General features: G+C 42.8%; 14 protein-coding genes. 8 read left to right on the top strand and 6 right to left on the bottom strand.

What is annotated here, in order from left to right:
• The first annotated feature begins 35 nt into the window (after positions 1-35).
• The 6 genes from I8J31_RS06500 (at position 36) to I8J31_RS06475 (ending at position 5,678) form a co-directional block, all read left to right on the top strand.
• Positions 36-524, top strand: a complete 489-nt coding sequence (locus I8J31_RS06500) for a DUF2127 domain-containing protein (protein ID WP_199467475.1) — start codon at positions 36-38, stop codon at positions 522-524.
• 80 nt (positions 525-604) lie between these two features.
• Complete coding sequence (locus I8J31_RS06495) at positions 605-1,426, top strand: dioxygenase family protein (RefSeq protein ID WP_199467474.1); 822 nt, start codon at positions 605-607, stop codon at positions 1,424-1,426.
• 84 nt (positions 1,427-1,510) lie between these two features.
• The gene (locus I8J31_RS06490; RefSeq protein ID WP_199467473.1) at positions 1,511-1,966 is read left to right on the top strand and encodes a DUF2127 domain-containing protein; all 456 of its coding nucleotides are present in this window, start codon (positions 1,511-1,513) and stop codon (positions 1,964-1,966) included.
• 175 nt (positions 1,967-2,141) lie between these two features.
• A complete protein-coding gene (locus I8J31_RS06485) occupies positions 2,142-3,419 on the top strand; it encodes a PqiA/YebS family transporter subunit (protein WP_199467472.1) in 1,278 nt (425 codons plus the stop codon).
• Complete coding sequence (gene pqiB, locus I8J31_RS06480) at positions 3,416-5,062, top strand: intermembrane transport protein PqiB (RefSeq protein WP_199467471.1); 1,647 nt, start codon at positions 3,416-3,418, stop codon at positions 5,060-5,062. The genes I8J31_RS06485 and pqiB overlap by 4 nt, the downstream gene beginning before the upstream one ends.
• Before the next feature lie 13 nt (positions 5,063-5,075).
• Positions 5,076-5,678: a PqiC family protein gene (locus I8J31_RS06475; RefSeq protein ID WP_233402627.1), complete on the top strand. Its 603-nt coding sequence runs from the start codon at positions 5,076-5,078 to the stop codon at positions 5,676-5,678.
• An 83-nt stretch (positions 5,679-5,761) separates the two neighbouring features.
• Here the strand turns inward: I8J31_RS06475 and I8J31_RS06470 are convergent, their stop codons facing one another.
• From I8J31_RS06470 to I8J31_RS06455, 4 genes are all read right to left on the bottom strand, one after another.
• Complete coding sequence (locus I8J31_RS06470) at positions 5,762-7,741, bottom strand: sensor histidine kinase (protein WP_199467470.1); 1,980 nt, start codon at positions 7,739-7,741, stop codon at positions 5,762-5,764.
• A gap of 709 nt (positions 7,742-8,450) precedes the next feature.
• A complete protein-coding gene (locus tag I8J31_RS06465; RefSeq protein WP_199467469.1) occupies positions 8,451-9,365 on the bottom strand; it encodes a homocysteine S-methyltransferase family protein in 915 nt (304 codons plus the stop codon).
• 204 nt (positions 9,366-9,569) lie between these two features.
• A complete protein-coding gene (locus tag I8J31_RS06460) occupies positions 9,570-10,538 on the bottom strand; it encodes a carbohydrate porin (RefSeq protein ID WP_233402626.1) in 969 nt (322 codons plus the stop codon).
• Between the two features lie 425 nt (positions 10,539-10,963).
• Positions 10,964-11,569, bottom strand: a complete 606-nt coding sequence (locus I8J31_RS06455; protein WP_199467468.1) for a pyridoxamine 5'-phosphate oxidase family protein — start codon at positions 11,567-11,569, stop codon at positions 10,964-10,966.
• Positions 11,570-11,847: 278 nt separating this feature from the next.
• Here I8J31_RS06455 and I8J31_RS06450 point away from each other — a divergent pair, with 278 nt between their 5' ends.
• Both I8J31_RS06450 and I8J31_RS06445 read left to right on the top strand, forming a co-directional pair.
• Positions 11,848-12,495, top strand: a complete 648-nt coding sequence (locus I8J31_RS06450) for a hypothetical protein (RefSeq protein ID WP_199467467.1) — start codon at positions 11,848-11,850, stop codon at positions 12,493-12,495.
• Positions 12,496-12,625: 130 nt separating this feature from the next.
• Positions 12,626-13,090 (top strand): YHS domain-containing (seleno)protein, encoded by a 465-nt coding sequence (locus I8J31_RS06445; protein ID WP_199467466.1) that lies wholly within the window; start codon positions 12,626-12,628, stop codon positions 13,088-13,090.
• A 75-nt stretch (positions 13,091-13,165) separates the two neighbouring features.
• On the opposite strand, the gene hydA is transcribed toward I8J31_RS06445, so the two are convergent.
• Both hydA and I8J31_RS06435 read right to left on the bottom strand, forming a co-directional pair.
• Positions 13,166-14,605 carry a dihydropyrimidinase gene (gene hydA, locus I8J31_RS06440; protein ID WP_199467465.1) on the bottom strand — a complete coding sequence of 480 codons (1,440 nt, stop codon included), beginning with the start codon at positions 14,603-14,605 and terminating at the stop codon, positions 13,166-13,168.
• Between the two features lie 127 nt (positions 14,606-14,732).
• Positions 14,733-16,217, bottom strand: coding sequence for an NCS1 family nucleobase:cation symporter-1 (locus I8J31_RS06435; RefSeq protein ID WP_199467464.1), 1,485 nt, complete (start codon positions 16,215-16,217; stop codon positions 14,733-14,735).
• Between the last annotated feature and the right edge of the window lie 111 nt (positions 16,218-16,328).

Below are 16,328 nucleotides of genomic sequence, written 5' to 3'. Positions count from 1 at the left end.
TTATTCTATGGATTTTATTGGCAGATGAGTGTTTTATGAAAAATACTGGGCTAAGGGCTATTGCATTGCTGGAGGGGGCAAAAGGTATTGTCGCTCTCATGGTGGGAGTGGGAGTTTACACTTTGGAAGGAGTAGACCTCCATCAACTGGTTGATCAAGTTGCGCACTATTTAGACGTTGACCCAAAGAGCTATTATCTCAGCATGCTACAACATCTACTGGATAGCATAACCAATGAAAGCTTAATGATAGTGACCATCATAGCCTTGCTATATAGTCTAGTTCGTTTTGTGGAGGCCTATGGTTTATGGAAGCAATTACGTTGGGTTGAATGGTTTGCCCTATTGAGTGGTGCCATATATTTGCCATTTGAAGTTTATGAAGTGATGAATGACCTTAATTTGATTAGCGGTGGTGTATTGGCAATCAATTTGGTTGTTGTTATTTACATATATCGAGTAGTGAAACAAAAGCCAAAAAGGTCTCTTGCACCTTACGTGATGAAATTACCCGATAGCTTTTAATGAAGGAAGAGAGAGGTTTGCTCTAGATCGCGCGTATCGCAGTGGTGCAAAGCTCTCTAATAGTAATTAAATGGAATCCTATGATGAAAAACTCCCCGCTATTATCTCGCCGAAATATGTTAAAGCTCACTTCAGGCAGTTTGTTGACTGTTCCTTTTATGGGATTACAGGGCTGTAATTTTCCTTTTTCAGCCGGCAAAGCGCATGCCGCAGTATTTGATACTTTAGCCCCTAGCAAGCCACAGTGGGCAAGTGGCGGCACTTCTGCTATTACAGATATCCCTTATTCTAATCCTTTGCTGGATGACCCGCTGGGTAACCTATGTCGTCTTGTTGAGCCTATGACAAAAGGTCCTTGTTATTCAACAACGCAAGTACGGCAAGATATTTCAGAAGGCCGAGATGGTTTACCCATGCGGCTATGGTTCAAAATAGTAGACGAACGTTGCCAGCCTGTTGCCGGAGCAAATGTTGATATTTGGCATTGTGATCCATACGGCATTTACAGCGGTGATGACATGAGAAGTGTGAATTTTTGCACTACGGGTAATAAAGCGGCCCAAGCTCATGATTGGTTTAGAGGGGTACAAACCACAGATGAAAATGGTCTGGTGTATTTTGAAAGCTGCTTTCCCGGTTGGTATGTGATGCGCGCTGTGCACATTCATTTGATTATTTCTAAAGAGCAGCAGTCAGTTACCACGCAAGTGGGCTTTGATGATGCACTGGTTGGCTCTATTACTATGAATGAAGCTATTTATTATGATCGAGGTGCGCCAGCGATCAGTAATATTACTGACTCAGTTTTCCCTCATAATGGTGATGTAAGTTACTTTATGGAAACAGAGCAGTTGGCGGACAAAACCATGTTGGCTTGGAAAACATTCGCGGTTGGCTTTTAACTATATTAGTTATTTTTACGCATTGTTTTTGCAAGCCGTTTTGGTAAATTATTTGAGTGAACTAGCATAGGCAGAAGCGTTTTTATGACATTGATTGGCCTAAATGCCATCGCATTATTGGAAGGCTTTAAAGGCCTATTAGCCTTGTTGATTGCCGTTGGTGTGAACTCGTTAGCAGGCGCGAACTTTCACCACACTTTAGAAACCTCTATGTTGCAGCTCAACATGGTGCCGACCGATGAATATCCGAGTTTGTTGCTGGGAATCGTTGAAGGCATAACCCGTGAAAATGTAATATTTGTGACACTATTAGCCTCCTTGTATGCCTGTGTTCGATTTGTGGTTGCCTATGGGCTTTGGCACAGGTTGCGTTGGACGGAATGGTTTGCCTTCTTAAGCGGTTCTATTTACATCCCTTTTGAGCTGTACGCCATATACGAAGAGGCGAATGTTTTGACTGTCGGCGTGTTAGCATTGAATGTGATTATTGTGGCTTATATGTATTGGGTGCTAAAGCAAAACTCTAAAACGACGGTTTAGTTATTTTAATGGATCCTCTATCACTATTTTCAAATCTAGAGCTGACATTCATCTGCTATTTTGACACTTTTATTTACAGTAAAAAAGTGGCTTGTTTTGCATATCTTAGATAGCTTGATTGGTTGTCATCTAATCGTGTTATATAAAGAGACTTTGTACTTAATGTTGGGGAAATATGAGCTCTTCGGTATTCCGAGAAAGCGTAACCGCTTGTGATGAGTGTGATTTAGTTCATCAGATACCGCCACTTAAGCGTGGCGAGCGCTTTGTATGTGGGCGCTGCGGTCATATATTATTGAATTATCGTGAGCATGTAGAAAAGCGAATTTTAGGCGCTGGTTTTTCGTCTTTGCTGATGTTTGCGTTTGCATTGGCTTTTCCCTTTCTTGGTTTTTCTAGTAATGGTGCTGAGCGAAGTGTGACCTTGTTTCAGGTTGTGAGTGTGTTGATTGCTCAGGATTATTTAGTTTTGAGCATCCTTATTAGTTTGGCTTTGTTTGTTTTTCCTGTCGCCTATTTGGCGACGGTTATTTTTTTAGTCTGGTCTTTCCGGCATCGTCATATCAGCTTGTCTACAAAGCGTTATTTATCCCATTGGGTCATAGTGATTCAGCCGTGGTTAATGGTGGATGTTTTCTTGGTGGGGGTGTTAGTTGCCCTAGTGAAAATGAATAGCATGGCGGACATTCAATTGGGTCTATCTTTTTGGGCTTTCTGTGCTTACGTTCTTTTATTATTAAAAACGGTGACCTTGATCGACCGACGTTGGCTGTGGAATAGCATTGCGGGGCGAGCGCCAGGGCATCATATTGGAGAACAACTTGAAACGGCGAATAAGCAGGGGTTAATCGGCTGTCATAGCTGTGGAGCAACCTTGCTTAGTTCTGCTCATCATTGTAGTCGTTGTGGTCACTCGGTTTATAGTCGACGTCCGCGAAGCTTAGCCACTACCATTGCCTTTCTGATCGCCGCTGTCATCATGTTTGTTCCTGCGAATGTCTTTCCTATCATGCATACCACATTTTTAGGGGGGACTGAGCCTTCAACCATTATGGGAGGGGTTTTCTTGCTTTGGTCTTTGGGCTCTTATCCTGTTGCCTTGGTTATTTTCTTTGCGAGTGTTGTGATTCCTTTGACTAAAATTTTGTCTTTAATCTGGCTTTGTTGGCAATGTTATTACCCAACAGAGCGGGAAACCCTACAGAAAATGCGGCTGTATCGTATCACCGAAGTGGTTGGCCGTTGGTCAATGATTGATATTTTTGTGGTGGCTGTTTTAACCGGGCTGGTGCAAATGGGTAACCTTATTGCTATTTTGCCAGGGCCTGCTGTGTTGTCTTTCGCCGCTGTGGTTATTTTGACCATGTTGGCTGCTATGGCGTTTGATCCACGATTATTATGGGACAAAGATGAGAGGCGAGTTATATCGTCTTTGTCGGAGGAAAAAGAGTGACAGAGCGTAATAAGAATATCGTGAGCCTTCGGCGCGTACATTTTAACACCATATGGTTGGTCCCACTGGTGGCGGTTATGGTGGCGGGTTGGATGCTTTATCAGAATTGGGCAACACAGGGGCCAGTGATTACCTTGATTGCTTCTAATGCTGAAGGATTAGAAGCAGGACAGACGAAATTAAAAGCACGCAATGTGGATGTAGGTAAGGTCATCGATATTCGCCTGAGTGATGATTACGATAAGGCGATTATCAATGTGCGTATGAATCAGGGTACGCAAAACATGTTAAGAAAGGATGCCAAGTTTTGGGTAGTGAAACCTAGGATTGGGAAAGAAGGTGTGAGTGGCTTAGGAACCCTGTTATCTGGTGCTTACATTGATATGGCACCGGGTACAGAAGGGGAAAAAAGCGATGGATTTGTGTTGCTGAGCCAGCCGCCTTTATCCACTAAAACAGAAGGTATTCGCTTACTCTTGCACAGTGATGACAGCTCTAAATTAGATGTTGGGACCTTGGTGCATTTTCGAGGCTACGAAGTTGGTTATATCGAAGAGGTTGGGTTTGATACTGAGACAGGCTCAATCACTTATCGAGTCGTGGTTAAACCGCCTTATGATGCTTTAGTGAATGATGCCGTACAGTTTTGGATAACCCCCGGGCTGTCATTTAAAAGCTCTGTTCAAGGTTTTGAGGTTAGGCTGGATTCATTAGAAACCTTTTTATCGGGAGGCATTTCCTTTGGTTTGGGAGAAGAGCGCAGCGCAGGAGCGCCAATAAAAGACTTAACTTCATTCCGTTTGTTTGCTTCAAAAGAAGAGGCTGATAATAATATTTATGATCAAACCATCGAGTATCTTTTCTTATTTGATTCCAATGTGAGTGGCTTATATGCTGGCGCTGATGTGGAATTTAGAGGCGTGCGAATCGGTACTGTACTGGAGGTTCCTTTTACGGGAATTTCGATGGACAAGGTTACCTCACTTGATCGACCTGTGATTCCTGTGTTGGCTCGTATTGAACCCCAACGTCTTAATGCGTGGTCTGTGTCAGGCGACATATCGATACAGAAGTGGCAAGAACTATTGGATGAACGAATTAAGCAAGGGCTTAGGGCGACCTTGGTCATAGGCAATTACCTTAACGCAGCAAGAGTCATTAGCCTTGATTTTATGGATAATCCTCCATCCCCTAAGATAACAGAGTTTGAGGGCTATCAGGTATTTCCGACAGGGCCTGATTCTTTAGCCAATATTGAAGGGAAAGTGTCTGGTCTGCTGGATAAATTTGCAGACGTGCCACTTAAGCAGACCTTTGAGCAGCTTGGCAGGACCATGGGCGAGGCAAATGAAACCTTGCGTCAATTACAAGCGGTCAGCAAAAGCGTGACACATTTGATTGAGAAATCAGAAACGCAGCAGCTCCCAGCGGATCTTTCTGAAGTCATGGCGCAGTTAAATATAACCTTAGAAACCTATCAGGCCAATGGCCAGATAGGGCGGCCATTGCGTGAAAATATGGTGTCTTTGGGTCGGTCATTAAATGAATTGCAGCCGCTTCTTCGACAGTTACGAGAGAAGCCAAATACACTGATTTTTGATAGTAAACCGCGATTAGAAATACAGCCGAAAGCGGCGCAATAAGATGAAGGATTTAATGAATATTATGATGAATTGGCGCATTTTACCTATTCTATTGCTGGGTTTGCTCTTGTCAGGTTGTGCGACTCAGGCAGACCCAAGTTATGAATATCTTTTGATGGATAACCCCTCCTATCAGGTTAAATCAGAGCAGACTAGAGTGGCGTCCGTGCAACTTATGCCAATCGTGGTGGCGAACTATCTAACAGGCAATGAAATTGTATTAGTGACCAACACGGGGGATGTGCATCGTTCTCAGAGTAATTTGTGGGCCGAGCCCTTGTCCCCTCAACTCACTCGATTAACCCAACAAAGATTGGAAAAAACGCTGCCTAACTTGACTTGGTTTGCTCGGCAAAGGTTGCCCAGTTATGCCATTGCACAACTGAATATCGAGGTGGACAGTTTTTTTGCAGATCTGAAGGGCATTGTTCATATCTCAGGTCGTTGGCAGCTTATTTCTGCCGAAGGGGATCTGGTTTTCTCAAAAGCGTTTTATGTTGAAGATAAATTGAAGTCAGATGGTTATTCGGTCATGACACAAACTCTTGCTACTAATTGGTTCGACAAAGTGGTTAACCCGATGGCACATGACATCGCGAGGGTATTTAGCCAATAGACTTCATGTTCTAAAAAAGCGGCCATTAGAGAAATCTAATGGCCGTTTCTTATGGAGGGTATCTTCCACAATATACAAAAGCGTCATAAACCTTCAACCTGAGTTGTATCTATAGGCAGCCAAACATTGACGGTGACAAGCCAATTGGATACTGACGGAGTTGGTTTAATATCAATGTTTATATCGCCTTGATGGGCATCTATTATTTTATGCACCAAATATAAACCCAAGCCAAAACCATTAATATTGGGTGTCTCTGTCTGGCGAAAGTATTTATTTAACCAACGTGAGGGGTCAATAGGAACATTAGAGTAATGATTATTTTGGATACTAAATAGCGTTCCTATTTGTGCATTTTTTTCTTGCTCATGAATGGATATATGAATTGTACTGTCATTTGGACTGTATTTTTTGGCGTTAACGAGTAGGTTGCTAATAATATGCTTGAATAGATTAGGATCTGCATTGATGGTGCAATCAGGGCTGATGTTGAGTGTGTAAGGGCGTGTTTTAGGCAAGGACTCTTGTAGGCAATTTAGGATAAAGGGTTCTGTATTAATGGATTCAATTTTTGGCTGTAACGGACGTGAGTCATGGGATTCTGCGTCCAGTGTATTTTCTAGTAATTGGCTTAAACGGCTCACCGAATTCTGAATTCTGTTATGGCGTTCGCTAATGAAGGGGGAAAGTGTTGGGCTACTCATTTCGATGGTTTGAATTGCGCTGTCTATTACCGCGAGCGGCGTGTGAATTTCATGGGCAACCATGGTCATAAAAGTTGACTGCTCATGGCGCCGTTGTATTTCCTCATTGGCCTTTTTATTTGCCTTGCTGGCGGCTATTTCTGCGACCAGTTTTTCCGCTTCAAATTGGTTAACTTGTCGGTGCATACCTTGTTGCATTGAAAACAGGAAGACTAAAGACGCGATGGCTGGTGCGTTCATTATCATGGGATAAAAGGGAATGGCACCGAGCGCACTGAGTATGGCTATAGAGAGAATAGCCACATAAATGGTGGTTCCAATAAATACCGACTGACTTCCGACAGAGCCTGTTTGTGCTACTTTCCATGACACAAATAATAATGACGGAAGTAACATCAGTGCGAATAAGAATAAATAAGGTGCGAAATACAGATAGTAGCCTAGCGGAATGCTGAATATGGTAACAATGGTGAAGATCAAGAAGGATAAAAAGAAATAATGTAAACGGGGGAAACTGTGTTTCGAGTCATAATACATAATAAAAAAGGTAATCGAACAAAGGGAGTGAAAGCTAATACTGAGCGGATCTACCAGATTCATGATGTTGGGCGAATCAGGTAGTAGGTAGCGTGCGATTATGCCACTCAGCATTACTTTATGGATAATGATAACGATGGCATAACCAATGATAGGTAAATAAATCGGTTGCTTTAACCATCGCCACATAATAAATGCATTAATGGATATTAAGGTCAATGCCCCTAAAATAAAACCTGATAGCAGCATATCGAGATTGTTAATTTTCGCTAGCTGATCGCGTGACGATAAGATGAGTTGTAGAGTGGAATCATCATTCCCCTGCATTTTTAGGTACAAAGTTTGCGGTTCATTATCAGTTAAGGTAATCGAAAAAGTATAAGGACCGTATATCAAACCTAAGGGGTGTTGATTGGCTGCAATGGTATCGCCCGCTACCTGAACAGTGTAGCTTGATTCGTTTTTTGTAGAAGGGCTGTAGAGAGTCAGTTTATCTATATAGGTCGGGCCTGCCGCTAATAGAAAGCTGCTTATATTCTTTGTGTTTTTCGAGTCACTTTTTGGTGCGCTTTTCTGCACAGTAAAGCGAAACCAATGAGTGTCTCTGGTGTAGCCGCCATTAAACGGAAATGGCGTATTTTTAAAAACCACATCACTTGCTGTTATGTCATCAATGGTTAATAGCCCTGTTGGGTCAATGGCAATATCGATGCCAGATGATAAGTACAGAATCTCACTGTCATCTGTCAGAGTGATTACTTCTTGTGCTTGTATCAGGCAAGAAAAAAAGAGGCTGTATATGAATGTAAAAAATGTTCTCAATGTTATTACCCAATAATTTGATTACTTAATAGGCAAGCAATTTAATGGTTTAAGTAGTTAATATCAAATCGCTTTTTAGTGTCTGTCACTTATAGAGACCTTTGCACGACGTCGCGAGCAAAGCAAAGACGAGGCAAAAATAGACGAAAAAGCGGGTACTTATATGGATGTAAGTGTTAGGGCGACGCATAGCCACAGGGGGGTGGTTAATAGGACAATGCAGGAGCCATTGCCGAGGATGCCAAAGCCGCGTTTATGGGTTATAAATACTCCGAGCATCTCCCTGCGCTTTGAGTCTATTTTTAACAATGTATTGGTACACACAGCAGTCGTGCAAAGGTCTCTAGATGATGAGGAGGTTAACAGCACGAAAAGAATTTATAGTGACGTAGGGTGCAAGGTGAATGTCTGTCGAACACGGAAAAGTGAGCGACATCAGTACCAGTGAGCTCACAGTCTAATGTTTCCTATGTTGAGCAATACAAGCTGCGCTATCAGGATTATAGACTGTATACAGAATATGCGATGACGGTAAATTACTGTGCTTAAAAGAGCATATTATCGAAAGACTCTGAAGTGCAAGAAAGCTTAAGGGGCAGCTTTACAGAAAATCGTAGCATCATCGAAAACCAATTAATCCACAGGCTTCCTCTGCTTTCTGCAGAGGGAGACCGTGTTTTGTGCCTTGATAATTATTGATATCTACTCATTATTTAAGCGTATTTTGATATTGTGAAATCGCTTTAATGTGCTCAGGTCCAATGCCACAACAGCCGCCGATTAGGGTTGCGCCGTCTTTATTCCATTGTTTCACCCAAGTTAAATAAGCGGGTGGCGTTAGGTCTTTTCTTATTTCATCTAAATCTTCGTTTGCTGCTGCTGATTTTGGTTGGGGAGGAAAAGCATTCGCATAAGCGCCTATTTGAATATCTGCGCTGTTTAATGACTTTAATGTGCTTTTTGTTAATTGAATAGCTTCGCCGATGATTTCCGGCTGGCTGCAATTGAATAGAATCGCATTTACGCCAAGGGCATGCATGGCCTTCACTGCATCGACAACCGTTTCGCCTGAGCGCAATACTGGTTCAGCAGTTGGCTCGGCGTCTTCTAATGTAAAGGAAGCCCAGAAAGGTTTTTTATCCGTATCTATTTTATCGACTAACGCTTTGACGCGAGTGACTTCCTCGATCAAAGATTGGGTTTCAGACAGCCAAATGTCCACATAAGGGTTAAGCGATTCGATTAACGGAATGGCTATTTCGTTTACGCGCTCGGGTAAAAAGAGGTCAGCACGGTAAGAACCAAACAGAGGAGGTAGGCAGCCTGCAACTTGAGTATCAGTATTGCTTTCTTCTACTGCGTTACGTGCCATCTTGCCTGATAGTGCCGCCAATTCATGACCCTGCTCTTTGAAGGCTGTTTCACCTATATGGAAAGGCACCACAGCGTAGCTATTTGTTGTAATCACTCGGGCGCCACTGTCGATATAAGACTGATGGGCGAGTTTTACAATATTAGGTGTTTCCATCAGCGCAAGGGCCGACCATTCTGGTTGTCTAAAAGGGGCACCAAGGCGTTCAAGTTCACGACTTAATCCGCCGTCAAGAATGGTAATCGATGTCATGCTAAATCCTATGAGCTGTTTAAATATAGAGGGGATTTTAGACAGATTTTAAGACTATTCAATGACTTTTATTGAGAGACAGTTTGACGCTGGGTTTACGAGAGGAAAGCTAGACTTTTGATGAGTAGGTATATGTAAAAAATAAAGAACAACACTGCCAGAAAAGGGGAGACTGACAGTGTTGCTTTTATCTTTTTTCTATTGCTAGAAAGTGTAATTAATGCGTACGCGAGTGGCTAGGATTTCATCGTCTTGGCTTGCCGCCACGTCGTCAGCCGTTGAGTATGAGGCTGCTAAAGTAACAGACGCATTCTCGATGTCGAAAACAGGCATGGTGTAAGCGGTATAAGCAGTCATCACAGATGTCTCAGAACCGGCATTATCTTCAGTAGAAGAAATCAAGCCTAAACCAAAGTTACCCGCTGTCATATTGATAACAAAAGAATCTACTTCTTTGTCAACACCAGTAGAGTCGTCTTTAAGGTGAGTCATGGCAACGTTAACGTTTGCGCTTGAGACATCAAAGTTTGCACCGATAGAGTAACCTGTTTTGCTAACATCGCCACCAGCAGCCAAATCGTATTTCACACTTTCATAACCAGCAGTAAAAGTAGCAGCGTCAGTTGAGAGAATCGCGATTGGGCGAATACCTGAGAAGGCTGCTTTATTATCACCATTAGTATCATCGTCACCATAGATGGTGCCAATTTCGATTTTTAGGCTGTCGCTTGGTGCAAAGTGAAGGGCAATTTGTCCACCATCATCCGCTCGACCACGGGCTAGGTTCGCTTCATAAACAGCGACACCGCCGGCGTTTGAAACCAAAGTGTCTTTGCCTTTTGGAAAAAGATTGATTGCCTCAAAGTGACCTACTTGTACATCCCACTTGCTATTACCAATTTTGGCATAGACGTCAGCAACGTATGATGAGTTATCTACTTTGAGTTCAATGGCGCCTTTACCTTCGATAAAGTTATCACCTGAAGTATGTTTGTTATAAGCGGTTAGCTCTACACGTCCGTCTTGCTCGTAAGTAGTCTCACTAACGGATTTATCATAAACATCAGTATTTAATTCAATATTGGCACTCATGGTAGGAGCGGCGTTGGCGATACCAGCAGATAGCATACTGCTGACAATGGCTGTATATAGAGTGGTTTTTTTCATAATCATAATAAATAGGCCTAAATTGTTTTTTTTATAGTCAATAGATCTTTGTGTAAAAAATCGTACGATTTTCAGTAGTCATCATCACGTATATGTTCTTTTATTACAATAATGAAAGCCTGACTTTAGGTCTTAATTTTTACTTAATTCATGCTTAATTTAATCTTAATTTTATGCTTCTTAATAATCTATTAAGTGTTTGTTTTTGTTTGTTTTTATTTTTCAATCTTAATTTTTAAGAGGTTTTTTTATAAGGTTTAGGTGCACGAAGAAGGCGTTTTTTTGGCCGGATTTAGGTTTTTTAGTGTGATCTATAGGGCTCTTAGCTGACTTATTTACAGTCTTTATGTCGCTAACTTACTTACAAAGCAACATTTTTCACTTGATCTTTTGCTCTGTATTTTTAATAGAAGGGGAAAAGATTGATGTCTTTATAGGTCTTTTTTATAACGTTTCAGCATTTCATTTTGGCTTTCAGGAATATCCGTAACAGCAAGTTGCTCATTGATCATGATGCCCATAGTGGGAAGTGACGAACGTTCGATCTGGCTATCAATGGACCATAGTTCAGAGCGCATTAAAGATTTTGCACAGTGTAAGAATACTTCTGTAATGGTTATTTCAATGCAAACTTTGGGCGGATTACGCTCTTCTGTAAAAAGAGCTAGGTGTTCAGTAGAGGTGCTGATGCGAGCGGTGCCATTAATTCTTAAGGTTTCATCTACCCCAGGAATCAAAAAAAGGCAGCCGATGTTTCCTGTTGCTAATAGGTTGAGCAAGCTATCTAGGCGGTTATTGCCTTTTGATTCCGGAATAAGAATGCATTTATTATTGATGACTTTGACAAAACCTGGTTTGCCGCCACGGGGCGAGCAATCAACATGGCCAGAAGCATCATGGCTTGAAAGGGTCAAAAAAGGCGATAGCCGAATAAAATGAATGCTGTGTTTTTCTAATTCATCGAGTTGCTTGTTTTTTGCTCTATCTTTTGGAAAGCCCAAAAGGGCTCTTAAGTCTGTTTCCGATTGAATGTACATGTCCCTTCCTTTACCGCCAACCATTAAATACTTATGAGTAAAGAGTACTGAGCTCTGCATAAAATGTCATTTTTAACTCAATGACACAATCTATGGTACTGATATAAAAAGGATTTAGTGTTCTCTATATCGTTCTTTTTGATACTATGTTAAGAAATGTAAGCAGAACTGGGCCATGCGACAGTGACTTAGTCTTTATTGAGTGTGATTAGCGTAAGTAGCAAACAGAGCTAGGCTTAAACAGATGAGCTATTAATAGTAGGAGATGGGATATAAAGATGTTAAATATCTGGAAAGGGTATGGCTGGTTAGTTCCCGCAATTTTAATCGCGGCTTTTATTGATGTGCAGTTTGTTATTGATTATTTCATGGGCGATGGCTTTTATGGGGCGAACAACTGGGTAAAGATCATCTCTTTGGTTGTTGTCTGCTTATTTATGGGGGGAGTTGGTTTATTGCTGAATTACAAAGCTCGTTTGTTTCGCCGTACTGAAAATATAGACGATATTATTAAGCCACCTGCACATACCTTATTATTTTTACCAATAGAAATTTGGGCAGTCATTGTTCCTTGTCTTGTTTTAGGTTTGCATTACTTAGCGCCAGCGCAGCAAGATAAAACCTTAAGTTACCTAGAAAACCCAAAAATAAATGACATCTATGCTGTTGACTTTTCAAAGATTTTTAAAAATGAAGACCCTGTTTATAAATACGGCACCATGCTTGTTGTGTCCACTAATTTGAACCTGATTGAAATTCAGAGCAGTACTCATGCCTATGACGGTATGAGTGGTGTCAGGAAAGACATACACAATGGTAAAGCCAAAGACATGCGGTATTACGGCGCAGAAGTAACGGCTTTTAATGTGCAAGAATTGATTCGTTTTTATCGGCAAAAGGCCATACTTTCCGTTAAACGTGATTGATCGTCGGCCGACTTTGATATGCCAAAGTACCTTGTGGGACTTGTACTAAGCGGGTTGAACTAAGAGAGGTTTGAGCAGTCGAATTTGCAGATCGTCAGATTCTTTTCTTTAGTCGTCTTTGGAGATAGCAATGTTGCACTATATAGGGCTTGTGGTGATGCTATTGGCATCGACTTTTGCTTTGGCTTCAGAACCAGTAAGTACCAGCTTTTGGGGAAATACTGCTATTGGTGGGCATGATGCCACAGCTTACTATCAAGCGGATATGGATCGCCGCTCACGTTTAGTAAAGGGCGAAAAGCGCTATCGTGTGAGCTGGCAAGGGGCGGATTGGTATTTCGCCAGCCAAGCGTCTGCAGATAAATTTTCAGCGAACCCAACAAGCTATGTTCCTCACTATAATGGCTTTTGCGCAAATGCGTTGAGTTTAGGAGAAGGTAAGGTCAAGACTGGTGGAGAAGTTTGGGAGTTTTTTGGGGATGAGTTGTATTTGTTTTACGCAGAAGGTGGGCGCCAACGCTGGCTGAATGGAGATTGGCAGGCTTACAAGCACGTCGCGGATGAGGCTTGGTCTCAAATCCTACTAAAGAACTAACTTTTATTCGCATTCTTTATATTGCTACTGAAAATGATTAGGAGTCTGTGTCTCCTAATCATTTTTTGCTTCAACTTATCGCGCCACCGCTTTTGGCTGATTTAGCTCTTTACGCTTTTTTAGAGTCTCGTAAAAAGGCGCGTAGGTTGGTCTGTCTATGTATTTTCCGTCTCCTGATTGTGCGAATAACTTGTTGTCATGCCAAGCCAGTTTACCATTACATATGGTGGTCTCTGGGATACCATTAATTGTCATACCTTCAAAGATGCTGTGCTCAATGTTGGAATGGTGGGTTTTAGCTGACAGGGTTTTACTCTCAGCCGGGTTCCAGATAACCAAATCGGCATCGGCACCGACGCGAACACAGCCTTTGTTTGGGTAAAGGTTGAAAATTTTCGCCGTATTGGTGGAGGTCAGAGCAACAAATTCGTTGGCGGTAATTTTGCCTTGGTTGACGCCTTTTTCCCATAGCACCATCATGCGCTCTTCAACGCCTGCTGTGCCGTTTGGAATCTGTGCAAAGTTGTCTTTGCCCATGGCTTTTTGCTCGGCACAAAACGCACAGTGATCGGTTGCCGTGGTTTGCAAGGTGCCGCCTTGCACTCCTTTCCAGAGAGCATCTTGGTGGTGTTTGGGTCTGAACGGAGGGCTCATAACATGGGCGGCGGCCGTCGCCCAATCTGGGTTTTGATAGACACTTTCATCGACGGTTAAATGCCCTGCTAATACTTCACCAAATACGGTTTGCCCATGGTCTTTGGCATAGCGAATGGCATCGACCGCTTCTTCTGTTGATACATGAACCAAATAAATGGGCGCACCTAATGTATTGGCAATACTGATGGCTCGGTTGGCGGCTTCGCCTTCAACGGAAGAGGGTCTAGACAGCGGGTGGGCTTCTGGGCCAGTAAAGCCCTCTGCAACCAGTTTGTTTTGTAGGTGGTAAACTAGCTCACCATTTTCGGCATGAACGGTTGGAATAGCACCGAGCTCTAAACATTTCGTAAAGCTTGCCACCAGAATGTCATCGGTCGCCATGATGGCATTTTTGTAGGCCATAAAGTGTTTGAAACTGTTTACGCCATGATCCTTAACCAGAGTTTCCATTTCTTCGGCAACACTGTCTTGCCACCAAGTAATAGCCACATGAAAGCTGTAATTTGCATGGGCTTTCTTAGCCCAATCCCGCCACTGGTGATAAGCCTCTAATAAAGATTGTTGAGGGTTAGGGATAACAAAATCGATAATGCTGGTGGTACCGCCGGCCAAGGCGGCTATGGTGCCGGAAGCAAAATCATCTTTTGCTACCGTGCCCATAAAAGGCAGTTGCATGTGAGTGTGTGGATCAATACCTCCAGGCATAATCAGCTTGCCTGTGGCATCAATGACTTGTGCATCTTTGGGGACGACACTGATGTCGCCAATTTCGATGATTTTATTGTCTTTGCACAGAATGTCCGCTTTGAAGGTTTCTTCGTGGGTGACAATGGTGCCCCCTTTGATAAATAGGCTCATGACGACGTCCTTATTTTGAATGAAGATCACCAGAAAGAGACCCAGAGGTTTCTTCAGGGATGATTACAACAATGGCTGATGAGAAAATTAGCGACCCGAAAGATCGCTAATGCATCAAACTAGGTTATTAAGATGGCAGGGCATCGGTTTGCTTGGCTGCTGACGTGTTCATATTAGCTAGAATGAAATAAACGATAGCACCCGTAAAGGCCCCCGTGAACCAACCATAACTGTAGAACCAACCAAGTGCTGAGACATTTAATGCAATCAGAGTGATAGCCACAGGTACCGCAAAGGCGATTAAGCCTGCGTTATTAAAAGCAGGGTAAAGACTGTTTGGTTTGTATAGAGCCACTAGATCTAAGTGCTGACGCTTGATCAAGAAGTAATCAATAATCATGATGCCAGCGATAGGCCCAAGCAAACTTGAGTAGCCCAGCAGCCAGTTTGAATACATGCTTTCGACACTGACATCAGAGTCTAGCCAGCCCAATTTTTTCATCAACTCCCAGCCCATTAATAGAATGCCAATAAGGCCAGTTAACAAGACGCCACGGGTATGGTTAATGAACTTAGGCGCAATGTTTTGAAAGTCATTGGTTGGAGATACCACGTTGGCTGCGGTATTCGTCGAAAGGGTGGCAATAATGATCAATACCATGGCAATGGCCACCCATAATGGGCTGTCGATTTTACCGATTAAAGAAATGGGGTCGGAAATGGTCTCGCCGACTAACGTACTTGACGCGGCAGTTAGCACAACACCCAGTGCAGCAAAGAAAAACATCGTGGCAGGTAGGCCAATAATTTGACCAACTATTTGATCTTTTTGGCTTTTTGCATAGCGGCTGAAGTCTGGGATATTGAGAGACAAGGTGGCCCAGAACCCTACCATAGCGGTTAGACCGCCAAAAAAGTAACCAAAAAAACCAGCATCGGCGGGACGATTGGCGGGTGTGGCGAGGATTTCCATAAAAGATACCTTACCCCCAGCCCAAAGCATCAGACCAATACCGACGATTAATAGTAAGGGAGCCGCCAAGGTTTCTAGCCACTTTATGGACTCGGCACCGCGAATCACCACGTACATATTGAGCGCCCAGAAAATAAAGAAGCCAATCACTTCTCCAACCCCGCCTAAACTTGCCCAGCCATCGGAAACAGCCGACAAGAATAAATGGATTGCCAAGCCGCCAAACATGGTTTGAATGCCGAACCAACCACAGGCAACCAGTGCACGGATTAAGCAGGGGATATTAGAACCTAGCATGCCAAATGAAGAGCGTAATAGAACGGGGAATGGGATACCAAACTTAGTCCCCGGATAAGCATTTAGCGTTAATGGCACCAGCAAAATGATATTGGCAATCAGAATAGTAAACAGGGCTTCCATGACAGATAAGCCGAAGTAGGCGGTCAGTACGCCACCTAGGGTATAAGTCGGAACACAAATTGACATGCCAACCCATAGCGCAGCGATATTCCATTTGCTCCAAGTTCGGTCTTTGATTTTAGTGGGCGCTAAATCGTCGTTATACGCCGAACTTTGTTGCAGGTCTCCATCGACCTCCAACTCATAAAACTCACCTTGTTTGACAGACTTACTGGTCATTTTTGCCACCTCTTCTGTTTTTGATTATGTGTGTGCATTCATTCAAGTTGAGTGACTCTTTTATTCGAGTCACTTTTTTACACTGAGCAACGATTTCAATTGGAATCGTTT

Source organism: Marinomonas transparens (assembly GCF_016463975.1).
Lineage (GTDB): Bacteria > Pseudomonadota > Gammaproteobacteria > Pseudomonadales > Marinomonadaceae > Marinomonas > Marinomonas transparens.
This window is presented reverse-complemented; position numbering and strand designations above follow the sequence as displayed.

What these genes read in the sequence shown, in the direction of transcription:
- I8J31_RS06500 (WP_199467475.1), top strand. Translation starts at nt 36, where the DNA reads ATGAAAAATACTGGGCTAAGGGCTATTGCATTGCTGGAGGGGGCAAAA.
- I8J31_RS06495 (WP_199467474.1), top strand. Translation starts at nt 605, where the DNA reads ATGATGAAAAACTCCCCGCTATTATCTCGCCGAAATATGTTAAAGCTC.
- I8J31_RS06490 (WP_199467473.1), top strand. Translation starts at nt 1,511, where the DNA reads ATGACATTGATTGGCCTAAATGCCATCGCATTATTGGAAGGCTTTAAA.
- I8J31_RS06485 (WP_199467472.1), top strand. Translation starts at nt 2,142, where the DNA reads ATGAGCTCTTCGGTATTCCGAGAAAGCGTAACCGCTTGTGATGAGTGT.
- I8J31_RS06475 (WP_233402627.1), top strand. Translation starts at nt 5,076, where the DNA reads ATGAATATTATGATGAATTGGCGCATTTTACCTATTCTATTGCTGGGT.
- I8J31_RS06465 (WP_199467469.1), bottom strand. Translation starts at nt 9,365, where the DNA reads ATGACATCGATTACCATTCTTGACGGCGGATTAAGTCGTGAACTTGAA.
- I8J31_RS06460 (WP_233402626.1), bottom strand. Translation starts at nt 10,538, where the DNA reads ATGATTATGAAAAAAACCACTCTATATACAGCCATTGTCAGCAGTATG.
- I8J31_RS06455 (WP_199467468.1), bottom strand. Translation starts at nt 11,569, where the DNA reads ATGTACATTCAATCGGAAACAGACTTAAGAGCCCTTTTGGGCTTTCCA.
- I8J31_RS06450 (WP_199467467.1), top strand. Translation starts at nt 11,848, where the DNA reads ATGTTAAATATCTGGAAAGGGTATGGCTGGTTAGTTCCCGCAATTTTA.
- I8J31_RS06445 (WP_199467466.1), top strand. Translation starts at nt 12,626, where the DNA reads ATGTTGCACTATATAGGGCTTGTGGTGATGCTATTGGCATCGACTTTT.
- hydA (WP_199467465.1), bottom strand. Translation starts at nt 14,605, where the DNA reads ATGAGCCTATTTATCAAAGGGGGCACCATTGTCACCCACGAAGAAACC.
- I8J31_RS06435 (WP_199467464.1), bottom strand. Translation starts at nt 16,217, where the DNA reads ATGACCAGTAAGTCTGTCAAACAAGGTGAGTTTTATGAGTTGGAGGTC.